The organism is Flavobacterium sp. FlaQc-52, from assembly GCF_044007495.1.
Taxonomy (GTDB): domain Bacteria; phylum Bacteroidota; class Bacteroidia; order Flavobacteriales; family Flavobacteriaceae; genus Flavobacterium; species Flavobacterium cupriresistens.
The window spans coordinates 63990-76926 of record NZ_JBIPCV010000004.1 but is presented as its reverse complement, the minus strand read 5'-3'; the positions used below and the strand labels follow the sequence as shown (position 1 = coordinate 76926).

The window sequence follows — 12937 nt, the reverse complement described above, 5'->3', positions numbered from 1 at the left end:
CATGAATGCGATTAAACAAATTTTGGGTGTTTTATGGGTTATCCTCGCGGCGGCGGCGGCCTATTTCTGCGTCTTTGAATTTGGTTTACCAAAACTACTTTCGGACAAACAGGATGATCTAGTTTTTGGCGTTATTATCCTTTTTATCCTTACGCCATTGATTGTCTTAGGTCTGGGTACTTTTGGCTATTTTTCTGTAATTGGAGAGTATAGCAAAAAGTAATAAATTATACTCCGTTGGGTGTAATTCGGAGGAATATGATTTAACACATAGGGATTTAGAATTGACAATTTAAAAACGCTTCAAAAAAAATCGTATTTTTTATACAGAATCTTTTTAAGCAAAAACATCTTTCAGGCTTTGTTAAATATAGCTCTATGTGTTAAAAAAATACAGTCTGCCGGTAAATGAAAACGAAAAAGGCTGTCTCTTATCAGACAGCCCTTTTACCATACTAAAACTAACAAATCATTATTTTTTGATGAATTTCATCACTTGCACTTTGTTATTCTCATCACTCGCTTTAACCAAATACAATCCTGTTTTCAGATCACTTACTGTAAATTGAAAATCTGATTTTCCATTGGTAGCAAAACTTTTCACCAACTGGCCGGAAATCGAGTAGATCTGAACTTTAGTTGTGGTTACATTTAAAGTAAAATAATCTGAAACCGGATTTGGGTACAGACTTATCGTGTTTCCTTTTTCAAAATCTTCGATTGCCAAACTTGCTTGTTTATTACCGTAAATTCGGTATTCTCCTGCCGGTAAACTGATCGGAGCAGCGGCATCCGTAACATTAATCGTTGTATTATCCATTAAGTTGTACCAGGTTCCTGTATATTGAAAACCGGTTGCAACGTTTTGTGTGGTAACGTCAAAATTGGCAATAATTAAAATATCTTTTAATTGTGTTGAAGCCAAACTGCTATTGGTGATTTTTATATTTACACTTAACGAGTTTCCACCTGCAATTGTAGGTGTTCCCAGAAAAACAAGCTCCGTTGTTTTAAGCGTAATCATCTTTGCCCAATCGTTGTAAATTTTATCTCTGTTTGAATTCCCCAACCAGTTCTCTACCCACTGAGGTTGCGGTTTCGTATCTAATTTACAATCTCCCGGTATAGTTGGTGAGGAATCATTTACAGTACCGTTGTTACACGTAAAAATTGATTCGTCCCAGCCTAGTTCTCCAAAATGCCAAATCATTTTTGGCCCCGGAACTAATAAAGAAACTGCTCCAATAGCTGACATTCTTGACAAAGCGGTATTCAATGTTTTTACATTATAAGTTCCACTTGAATTCCCGTATTGGATATTTTTATACATCAAACGTTCTTCATCGTGACTTTCTGCGTATCCCATCAGGCGATTTGCCTGAAAACCGCGACTTGCACTTGTCATTCTCGATATATTACTGGTATATCCCATAGACAGTTCGTTGTATGGATCTGTCATTTTACCCCACATCATAATTCCTTTACTTGGTGTTTCGGCAATTCTGTAGTTCGCCCACTCTTTTTCCTCAGCATCTGTTCCCAAATGTTCAAAAATGGTATAATGTGTTGGGTCAAGACTCCACGAATAATCAGCGTATTTTTTCAATACATCAACCCGATCCTGCTGGAACGCATTGGTACAAGATTCATCTGAAGCAGTACAGGCTTGTGTAAATCCTTTGGTTAAATCCCAACGGAAGCCGTCAATTTTGTATTCTTCAATCCATTGTTTGATCACACGATCCACATAATATTGCGTTTTTAACGACTGATGGTTAAAATCCTCTCCTACATTGTAACTGTGTCTGGCAACGGTATTAAAATAAGGATTCTCGGTAGTAGGAGATCCAAAACCATCTCCATCCGGATCGTTCATCCACATTCTTACCATTGGATTTCTGCCGAATGCATGGTTTAAAGCGACATCCAGAATAACCGCAATTCCGTTTTGATGACAGAGATCTATAAGCTCTTTTAATTTATCCGAAGTGCCATAGAATTTATCTAAAGCCATATGAAAAGAGGTATTATAACCCCAACTCTCATTGCCTTCAAATTCCATTACAGGCATCAATTCGATGGCGTTTATTTTAAGATTTTTAAAATAATCTATTTTATCTATTAAATTCTGATAACTTTTGTTAGCATCAAAATCACGAACCAAAACTTCATAAACAACCAACTTCTCTTTTTCAGGTTTTGCAAAATTGGTCACCTGCCAAGGATAAGCCGTTTGTCCCGTTTTAAGTACGGTGACTTCAAATTGTTGTCCGGCAGGATAAACCGGCATATTTGGATAAGAAGCAGCAGGAATGTAAGGATCATCAAAAGGAGACAATACTAAAGTAGAATAAGGGTCTGCTGTTTTTACCAATGAAGGCGAATTGGCCAGTGGTGTTGCATCTACCACCCAGTATTGATAGGTGTTATTTACTCCCGATACCAAACCTGTTAACTCTAGCCAGAATTTACCCGAAGTTGGGTCTTTTTTCATGGCATAAGCTGCTGTTGGCTGCCAGTTATTAAAACTTCCGGCAACGTAAACAAAGTCTTTTAAAGGAGCATCCAAAACCAAGGTTGCTTTAGTAGCATCAGCCGTATTATAATTAATTCCATCAATCAAGCCTGCCGGCATTGCCTGCGAGACTGTATTAGGATTTACCACTGCTGAAAACTTTTTTACAATTGTAGTCGTTCCTTGAGTAATACTTAATTCATAACTCTGATTGTGTGTAATACCAACATGAGAATACGAGTAATTTGCAGTACTTGCATTTGTATTAATAATTGCTCCGTTTGCTTTTAAGGTATAACTTGCGGCACCGTTTGTGTTTGTGGCTGTAATATTAAAATTAGCTCCTGAGGTAATAATGGTCGTGCTGTTTTCAGTTGGTGCGGTTAGATTGGCCTGAAAAGAGCCAACTTCGACCACAATATCCTGCGATTGTTTGTTACCGCTTCCGTCTTTTGCTTTAACTAGAAATCCTATTCTGCCGATTCCGTTTCTGCCAAAATATACAGATGGTGTAAATGTTTTTGTATATGTATCTGCTCCGGGATTATAGGTAAACTTACTCGCTTCGTTTGATGCGGTCCAGGATCCGTTAGACGGAGAATCCATTTGACTGGTATCGTTTACATCATAAGACCATGACCAAAGATATAGCGCATTTCCGGTTACCGACCAGGTTCCTTCGTTGATACTGGTTCCGTTAATCGTAATGGTAATTGGTGTAGTATCCTCAAAGGTTTGCGGATTTATTGAGTAGGTAACGGTTTGATTTTGAGCAAAAGCAGTTACTGCAATCAATAAAAATATTGATAGTAAAGTTTTTTTCATAATAGTTGTGGTTATTCGGTTAGTTAGTCAGATTAAAAAAGGGCTATCTAGCAGATAGCCCCTTTTTTAATTTGGGAAAGTTTTATCCCTGATTAGGAATCATCAAATAGCTTCCGTCTAAATCATTGAAATAAATTACATATTTAGATTTTGCTACCGGTATATTATCACCTGAACCTCCTCCTGAGAATGGAGTTGATCCTCCCCATGAAACATCCCATTTATTTTCAGCTCTAAATTTAAGACCTCCGTCATTTAAAGAAGTGATGCCTAAAGTCCAGATATGATCATTGAAAGAAGATTTTATCATAGGAGTTGAGTTATCCCAGCCTTTTGGCGTACTGTCTCCAATAATACCAACTGTTGAGTATGTTTTCGCTGCAGAAGCATCGTAAGCAACCAAGGTATATTTTAAAGTTTTCACATTCATAGTGAAAGTATAATACCCATCTGCTGCAATTGCAATACTGGCAGGATCTGCATCACCATCTGTTCCTCTGTACACAAGAGTACCATTAGCTCCACCGTACATTGGTGCCCAGTTTCCTAAGTTTTTAATTGTTTTGAAATAACCTGCTTTAAAAAATCCTGTGAATTTATATTCATCAGCATTTTTAGGATTTCTGAATAAAATCTGATTTCCTTTATTGTTATCCCAACCTGATACCGTGGCATCCCCTACTAAATACCAATCGGTAAATTTATAGTCTACTTTTCCAACGTAAGGAGTTACACTAATTGTAATTAAACCTTTAGACACCTGAACAAATCCACCAGCCACATTTGATGCAATTTTCACATCATACATTGCAGTAACCTCAGGTTTTCCACCTAAGTCAATTGCAGCCTGATTTAAATCCTTAACCAGTACTGAAGCCTCCTTAATACCATTAATGGTAGAGGCAAGTATTTTAGCTCCTTTAAAATCACCCCCTTTTTTGTCTATTAACAAAGTATATTTTACTGCTACCGCAGTAGAATATTCTGCCGCTGACCATGTAAATTTAGCAGCTTCCGCAGATGCTTTATCAACATCCAGGGCAAAATCCTGTCCTGTTGCCGGCGCGGTAATTTCCGGTGCCGTAACAGTATAAAGAACTTCTCTTTCGTCAACAGCATCAGCATTACATGACACTGCTAATACACCAATAAATGCGATTAAAATTTTATATATATTTTTCATTTTAAAATTTTATAAGATGTTAGTATCCTGGATTTTGCTTCAATGTTGGATTTGCCTGAATATTTCTTGCAGGAATCGGCATTAAGTCTCTGTACGATTCGGTAGATTGTCCACTCATAGAACCACCTTTCCATTGCCAGGTTTTAGATCCGCCGCTAAATTTTCCAAAACGAATCAAATCAGTTCTTCTGTGACATTCCCAGAACAATTCTCTTCCTCTTTCATCCAAAATAAAATCAAGGGTTAAGTTCTGAGCAGAAATTGTCTGAGCATTTGCTCTTGTTCTTATTTTGTTGATATAACCTAAAGCAGTAGTAATATTTCCGGTACTAGCTCCTCTAAGAGTTGCTTCCGCATACATTAAATAAGCATCTGTTAATCTGAACATTGGAAAATCAATATCCGGGATATCATTTCTTTGTGCTGCAGAACCGTCTGCTTTTTTATTGATGTATTTGGTTACCGCATAACCATCCGTAAAAGTTCCAACATTAGCAATGTCTTTTGATTGACCATCTGTATAAAATGTACCTCTGTTGTCTCCCGTTGCAGTTTCGTCCGGGAAAAGATTTACAAACTCTCTACGAGTTCTGATTCCCTGCCATCCACCGTCCATTCCTCTGGAAGCAGCGTTCATACTACCTCCGATAGAAGCGTGCATAATGAAACTCATTCCTCCACCAGTCGCTCTAATCGCATTACCATCACCAATAATTGGGAAGATAAATTCAGCTTGAGCACCATTTGTATTATTATCTGCAGAGAATAAGTAACGATAAGGAACATCTGCAAAAGTATATGCTGAATTAATAACCTCACTACATAATGTCGCTGCTTCACTATTTCTGTCTACACCTGTATATACTTTAGAATTCAAATAAATCTGTGCCAATAAAAATTTAGCTGCAGTTTTATCTACTCTTCCATATTCATTTTGTTTTGAAGCTACTAAGCTATTATCTAAGTCTTTTAATTCAGACTCTACAAAAGCAAAAACTTCTGCTCTTGATTTTTGTACCGGATAAAAGAAACCAACAGGATCGTTTTCTGTAGTAATTGGCACATTTCCGAACAAATCCATTAAATTGTAATAAGAAAAAGCTCTTAAGAAACGGGCCTCAGCTCTAAATTTAGCGATATCTGCTTTTAAATTTGCATCAACACCTCTTGCTGTTAATTTATCATCTGTAGTTTGTCTTAGAAACTCATTAGCAACACTAATATGATAAAAAGCTCTTGAGAATGTTCCTTCCAAGAATTCATTGGCCGGAGACCAGGTTTGAGAATTCAGTGTTGGCAAAGTACCATCTGCCCAAGCAATAATTGCCTCATCTGTAGGAAACTCTTGTGTTACAAAAAGTAAACGTAAGTAACTACTAAAATCACCACCAAGCCCTGCAATATCAGGGTTTTTCCCAGGTATCGCTGCATCACCATCACCATCATTTCCTCCAACGTACAAACCCGCGTATAATTTAGCCAATACTTCTTTGTATGATTTGGGATCTTGAAAAAAGGTCTCCGATAGAAATTCATCATCATCCTTTGGCGTCACGTTTAAGTCGTCCGTACACGAGGTAAGTGTCATACTTATTCCTAAAACGAATAGGAAAAAATAAGATATATATTTAAATGATATTTTCATTTTGTTTGTTTTTAAATTTTTGATTTTCAATCTGCTATTAGAAATTGGCATTTACTCCAAATAAGAAAGTTCTTGCTCTCGGGTAAACATTATTATCAATTCCATTGAATTTCTCAGGATCTAAACCGTTGTATTTCGTAAGAATGAAAACATTTTGTACTCCCGCTGTAAATCTTAAAGAAGCTGCTTTGATTATTGTTTTATCAAAAGTATACCCAACTGTAACGTTATCCAATTTGATAAAAGAAGCATCTTTCAGGTAATAATCAGACAGGTAACGTGATGTTCCGTTATCTTCAAAAGTAAAACCAGTGTTATAGTAATCAGAACTAACGTTAGACAAATCACTCTGTCTTCTTAATCCGGCATCAGAATAACCTAAATTAGAATTTACGTTATCAAAAATATGGTTTCCTAAACTTGCTCTCCAGTTCATTGTAAAATCAAACTTTTTGTAGTTTAAAGTAGAGAACAAACCAAAAGTATAATCCGGAGCTGCTTTACCAGCTCTGTAGCGGTCATTTACATCAATTTTCCCATCTCCGTTTCTGTCAGCATAAGCTCCTGCAATTGGTCTTTTGTTGCTGTCGTACAATTGTTGGTATAGAAAGAATGAATTTGGTGAAGACCCTACTGAATTAATTAAAATTTTATTTCCGTTTCCACCTGCTATATTGTCTCCAATTAGATACCCTTGAAAACCAGGAACTGTAATTCCTAAATCAGAAATTTTCTGATCAATATAAGTCGTATTAAAAGCTACATTCCAAGTTAAATTATCATTCTTAATGATATCAGACTCAATGCTAAACTCAACCCCTTTTGTTCTTACGCTACCAATGTTAAAGAATCCTTGGTTTCTTAAGTTTGCACCATCAGGAACTGCAATTTCTGCTAATAAATCACTTGATTTTTTGTCAAAATAGTTGATCGTTCCCGTAATTCTGTTGTTTAAGAATCCATAATCAACACCAACGTTAGCCTCTGCTAATTCTTCCCATTTTATATTTTCGTTATATCCTTCCGGTCTTGCCGTCGCATAAATCGTATTACCAAAAATATATTGTGAGTTAATTGTTCCAAGTGTTACCCTGCGTAAATAATCATATTGCGCTGAGATATCTTGCTGACCTGTAGTACCATATCCAACTCTTAATTTTAAAGTAGAAAGAGTTGCATTGTCTTTTAAGAAAGCTTCTTCAGATACATTCCATGCAAAAGCAGCTCCACCAAAATTACCCCATCTGTTGTCTTCAGAAAAACGGGAAGTTCCGTCTCTTCTGTAGTTTAACGTTAGTAAATATCTACTGTCATAGCCTAAATTCAAACGTCCAAAGTAAGACTGTAAGTTAACATCCGGGTCAGTAGCAACATCCGAATTAGGATTTGGTTGTCTAACTTCTCCTGAAGAATACTTTTCTTTTTGGAACAATTGGTAATTGTAACCTGCTGTCGCATCAATTTTAATTTTCCCTAAATCTTTAGTATAATTAAAATAAGCATTTAAGTTTTTGTTCTGAAGTGCATCTGTGTAGTGACTATAGTTTCCTAAATTCACATAAGCCGGATCAGTAAAAGGTTTTGGTTGATATCCCAAGACACTTTGAGTACTTACCTCCGTATATCCACTGCTGTCAAATTTATCAATACCTGCTTCTACCACAGCTCTTAAATCTTCAAAGAAATGGAATTTATAATCTAATCTGATGTTACCCCATTTTCTTGTTGAAGTTGCTCTTCTATTATCCTGATTCAATCTTGCTACAGGATTTCTTGCCGGTAATAAAGGTAAGTTTCCATCAGCATCTAACCATTCGAAGTAACCTCCGTAACGAGAGCCTGCTTCATAAACAGATTGTGTTGGATCAAATCCGATCGCGCTACCAATTACTCCACCTTCATCCTGAAATTGATTTTTACCGAATGATACATTTCCGCTAATATCAATTTTCAAGTGATTATCGAACAAAACCGGATTTAACGATATCGATGTCGTAGTTCTTTCAAAAGAAGTGTTTCTTAGGATTCCTGGATTATCAACATTTCCAACAGACAAACGTACCGGTAATTTATTAAATAAAGCACCACTTACAGAGATATTGTTGTTTGTTGTTAAAGCTGTATGAAAAATTTCTTTCTGCCAGTCTGTATTGGCAGTACCTAATAAAGCTTGTTGCTGCACAGAACCTTTTGTCATTACCAATTCACGGTACTGGTCTGCATTCATTACATCTACTGTATTGGCTACAGTATTGACACCAACCTGAGAACTGAAATTAACTTTCACCTTCCCTTTTGATCCTTTTTTAGTGGTGATTACGATTACACCATTTGCTGCTCTTGATCCGTAGATCGCAGCTGCAGAAGCATCTTTTAAAACGGTAAAAGACTCAATATCATTAGGATCTATAGTAGATAAAATACTTGTAGAACCACTTGGAACAGCATTACTTAAAGGCAATCCGTCTAATACAATTAATGGCTCGTTAGAAGCACTTAAAGAAGATCCTCCACGAATACGGATATCCGCTTTTGCGCCTGGTGCTCCTCCTCCGGTAACATTTACACCCGAGATACGACCGCTAATCAGACTTTCCGGAGTTACGTTGATTCCTTTGTTAAATTCTTTAGAAGAGATTTGTGATACAGAACCCGTCGCATCCTTTTTCTTAACAGTTCCGTAACCTACTTGTACCACAACTTCCTTAAGTTGATTGGTATCTTCTTCAAGAGAAACTGTTAATGTTTTTTGTCCGTTAAAGGCTATCGTTGACGTCTTATATCCAATAAATGAAACCAGAATTTTGTCGCCGTTTTTTACATTAGACAGCTGAAATTTACCATCAAAATCTGTTGCTGCTCCGCCCGGAGCACCTTGTACATTTACGTTTACTCCCGGAATCGGCTGTCCTGTAGCCAGATCCTTTACAACGCCATTTAATGTGTTCTGAGCCAACACACTAAAAGGTAGTAAAAGGAATAAAAATAACAACTTTTTATAAATTGTTTTCATACTTTTTGTTTAAATTAGTTTTGAGTTTTTGATTGTTAGTTAAGTTTTTAATTTTACTTCGAATCTCAAAATTAGGAATTAATTAACATGCTCAACGAGTTACGATTTTCAGACCGCTACGAAAACGTGGTAGTGTTGAAAACTTTCTATTTTTTGTAATCTTTTAGGTCAAAAATTATCAATTATAAAAATATTAGATACCTTTATTAACAATTAGATTTTTCTCAAATTACTATATGAAACGCAAAATAACCCTGAAACAAATCGCAAAAGAACTCGATGTCTCCATCTCAACTGTTTCGAAATCACTGCGAAACAGCCTTGAAATTGGCGAAGAAACACGATCGAAAGTCCAGGCTTTTGCCAAGTTTTACAACTATAAACCCAACAATATTGCCCTTAGTTTAAAAAATCGGAAAACCAAAAGTATTGGTATTATCATTCCGGAAATTGTACATTATTTTTTCTCTACCGTGATCAATGGAATTGAGCAGGTAGCCAACGAAAATGGGTATAGTGTGGTCATCTGTTTATCGGATGATTCATTTGATAAAGAGGTCTTAAACATGGAAATGCTTGCGAACGGAAGTATCGACGGCTTTATCATGTCACTCTCTAAAGAAACTCAGTTTAAAGGCGACTTTCACCACATTACCGAAGTCATCAATCAAGGTATGCCCGTTGTAATGTTTGACCGCGTTACCAACGACATTTTATGCGACAAAGTAATCATTGACGACAAGGCTGCCGCATACGAAGCAGTACAAAGTCTCATTGACAACGGTCGTAAAAAAATAGCCTTGGTTACTACTGTCGACTATGTGAGCGTTGGGAAATTAAGAACGGATGGCTACGAAAAAGCATTATTAGACAACGGATTGCCTTTTAATGAAGACTTAATCATTAAAATTGAAGATGTAGATACTTGCGAAATCACCATTAGTCAACTTCTGCACGACAGAGCTTTTGATGCTGTTTTTGCTGTAAATGAACTTTTTGCCGTAACAATTATCAAAACAGCTCATAAAATGGGACTTAAAGTTCCCGAAGATCTTGCCGTAATTGCTTTTACCGATGGAATTATCTCCAAATATTCAACTCCAAGTATTACGACCGTAAGTCAAAGTGGTGAAAAAATGGGAAACAAAGCTGCTAAAATGCTTATAGAAAGACTGGAAGCCGAACATGATGATGACGAAGAAGAAGATGAAAACTACACCACAGAAGTCATCGAAACCCATCTTATAAAAAGAGAATCTACGGACTAAATTTCTTAAAATCAACCCTTTCCAAAGTCATAAAAAATATTTATGACTTTTTTATTAGCATATATCTAAAAATAATTAATACTTTTACCTCCGCTCAAAGCTTTTACTTTTACTTCGAAAAAATAAGTAAGTTTTGATAAGCAAAGCGCTTATCGTATAATTAATTTTTTAATTACGATAATGGAAAAGCGTAAATTAAGTTTCTGGGAAATTTGGAACATGAGTTTCGGTTTCTTAGGAATACAGTTTGGTTTTGCACTGCAAAACGCAAATACTTCTAGAATTTTTGAAACCCTTGGTGCTAAAATTGACGAAATTCCAATCTTATGGATTGCCGCTCCTGTTTCCGGTCTGATCATTCAACCTGTAATTGGATATTTTAGCGACAGAACATGGACCAAATTAGGCAGACGCCGTCCCTATTTTTTAATTGGTGCGATTCTATCCTCTGTGGCTTTATTCATTATGCCCAACTCTCCGACTTTATGGATTGCTGCCGGAACTTTGTGGATCATGGATGCCTCGATCAACGTTTCTATGGAACCTTTTCGTGCCTTTGTTGGTGATAATTTACCGGAAAAACAACGCACTTTAGGTTTTGCGATGCAGAGTTTCTTTATCGGTACCGGAGCTGTTGTAGGTTCTGTTTTGCCTTATCTTTTTACCAATGTTTTTGGTGTTAGCAATACCGCTGCGGAAGGGATTATTCCTGATTCTGTCAAATGGTCGTTTTACATTGGTGGAATCGTTTTTTTGCTTTCTGTTTTATGGACGGTTTTCAAAACAACAGAATACACCCCCGAAGAACTTCATGCTTTTGAAGAACAAGCTAAAAAAGACAAAGAAGAAATCATCAATCCGAGAACCGACTCTGATGATAACATAAAAAAACAGCTTACTTTGGGCGTACTGCTAGCGGTAGTTGGTACGTTGACCTCTTTCTTGATCTTCGAAAATTCTTTAGCCAAAGAACTATACATTCTTTTTATCGGATTAATTTTCATGGGTGTTTTATTTATGATAGCCTCCCGATTAAGAACTTCGAAAGTCAACAATGGTTTTACGATTATAATGACCGATTTACTGAACATGCCTGCTACAATGAAAAAATTAGCATGGGTACAGTTTTTCTCTTGGTTTGCCCTTTTCTCCATGTGGATCTATACCACACAAGCCGTTACACAACATATTTTTGGCACAACAGACACTACTTCAAAAGTATACAACGATGCTGCCGATTGGGTTTCTGTACTGTTTACTGTTTATAACGGAATCGCCGCCGCAGTTGCTTTCCTATTACCGGTTATTGCCAAAAAAGTAGGGATCAGAGCAACACATTTACTGGCATTATGCGCGGGAGGTGTTGGTTTAATTTCAATTTATTTCATAGGCGATAAACAATTACTTATTCTGCCAATGTTGGGTATTGGAATAGCATGGGCTAGTATTTTATCCATGCCTTATGCCATGTTATCGGGTGCTTTACCGGCAGCAAAAATGGGGTATTACATGGGGGTATTCAACTTCTTCGTGGTAATTCCACAAATTGTAGCGGCTACGATATTGGGATTTGTAATCAAACAATTCTTCCACAATGAACCTATTTACGCCTTAATCATCGGCGGAGTATCCATGATTTTTGCCGGCTTGCTAACGCTAAGGGTAAATAACAGAACTAAAATTGAAATTCATGAATAACAAAAAAGCATTCGTATTCGACCTTGACGGCGTGATCGTCGACACGGCCAAATATCATTTTTTAGCCTGGCAGAAAATCGCTCAGGCATTACATATAAATTTTACACACGAAGACAACGAGTTGCTAAAAGGCGTAAGTCGTGTTCGTTCTTTAGATATCATACTTGAATTAGGAAATGTTGAGGCTTCACAAGAAGACAAAGACAAATGGTTAATTCAAAAAAATGAAGATTACTTATCTTATTTAGTTGACATGGATGCCAGCGAAATTCTTCCGGGAGTTTTTAAAACATTACAACTTTTAAAAGATAAAAACCAAGGAATTGCTTTGGGTTCAGCCAGTAAAAATGCAAGACCAATTTTAGAAAAAACAGGGATCCTCTCTTACTTCGATGTTATTGTTGACGGGAACGACGTTACCAATGCAAAACCCGATCCGGAAGTTTTCTTAAAAGCGGCGCAATTATTAAACATTGACCCAAAAAATGCCATTGTATTTGAAGATTCTGTTGCCGGAATTCAAGCCGCAAACAGAGCCGAAATGGTAAGTGTTGGAATTGGTGAGAAAACAGTTTTACACGAAGCCGATTATATTTTTAAAGATTTCACCGAAATCGACCAGAGCTTTATTGAAGGGCTAATTAGTCAATGAGAGAATTGGTCAATTAGAAAATGAGATAATTAGATAATTTTTTAGAAACTCGAATTATCTAATTGGCAAATTAACACATTATCTAATTATCACATCGGCACATTATCAAATTAAAAAAAACGTACAACAACCGCAATT

The 12937-nt window shown here is 36.5% G+C and carries 8 protein-coding genes; 4 read left to right on the top strand and 4 right to left on the bottom strand.

What is annotated here, in order from left to right; translation table 11 throughout:
- The first annotated feature begins 1 nt into the window (after position 1).
- Complete coding sequence (locus tag ACHRV5_RS09055) at positions 2 to 223, top strand: DUF6814 family protein (protein ID WP_047777813.1); 222 nt, start codon at positions 2 to 4, stop codon at positions 221 to 223.
- A 249-nt stretch (positions 224 to 472) separates the two neighbouring features.
- Here the strand turns inward: ACHRV5_RS09055 and ACHRV5_RS09050 are convergent, their stop codons facing one another.
- The 4 genes from ACHRV5_RS09050 to ACHRV5_RS09035 form a co-directional block, all read right to left on the bottom strand.
- Positions 473 to 3340, bottom strand: a complete 2868-nt coding sequence (locus tag ACHRV5_RS09050; protein WP_395426530.1) for an alpha-amylase family glycosyl hydrolase — start codon at positions 3338 to 3340, stop codon at positions 473 to 475.
- An 82-nt stretch (positions 3341 to 3422) separates the two neighbouring features.
- Positions 3423 to 4523 carry a SusE domain-containing protein gene (locus ACHRV5_RS09045; RefSeq protein WP_047777809.1) on the bottom strand — a complete coding sequence of 367 codons (1101 nt, stop codon included), beginning with the start codon at positions 4521 to 4523 and terminating at the stop codon, positions 3423 to 3425.
- A gap of 19 nt (positions 4524 to 4542) precedes the next feature.
- On the bottom strand, positions 4543 to 6168 hold the full coding sequence (locus tag ACHRV5_RS09040) for a RagB/SusD family nutrient uptake outer membrane protein (RefSeq protein ID WP_047777836.1): 1626 nt from the start codon (positions 6166 to 6168) through the stop codon (positions 4543 to 4545).
- A 37-nt stretch (positions 6169 to 6205) separates the two neighbouring features.
- Positions 6206 to 9181 (bottom strand): SusC/RagA family TonB-linked outer membrane protein, encoded by a 2976-nt coding sequence (locus ACHRV5_RS09035; protein ID WP_047777807.1) that lies wholly within the window; start codon positions 9179 to 9181, stop codon positions 6206 to 6208.
- 236 nt (positions 9182 to 9417) lie between these two features.
- On the opposite strand from ACHRV5_RS09035, the gene ACHRV5_RS09030 reads away from it, so the two are divergent.
- From ACHRV5_RS09030 to pgmB, 3 genes are all read left to right on the top strand, one after another.
- Complete coding sequence (locus tag ACHRV5_RS09030) at positions 9418 to 10449, top strand: LacI family DNA-binding transcriptional regulator (protein ID WP_047777805.1); 1032 nt, start codon at positions 9418 to 9420, stop codon at positions 10447 to 10449.
- 180 nt (positions 10450 to 10629) lie between these two features.
- Positions 10630 to 12147 carry an MFS transporter gene (locus ACHRV5_RS09025; RefSeq protein WP_047777803.1) on the top strand — a complete coding sequence of 506 codons (1518 nt, stop codon included), beginning with the start codon at positions 10630 to 10632 and terminating at the stop codon, positions 12145 to 12147.
- Positions 12140 to 12799, top strand: a complete 660-nt coding sequence (gene pgmB / locus ACHRV5_RS09020; RefSeq protein ID WP_395426529.1) for a beta-phosphoglucomutase — start codon at positions 12140 to 12142, stop codon at positions 12797 to 12799. The genes ACHRV5_RS09025 and pgmB overlap by 8 nt, the downstream gene beginning before the upstream one ends.
- Positions 12800 to 12937 lie beyond the last annotated feature (138 nt).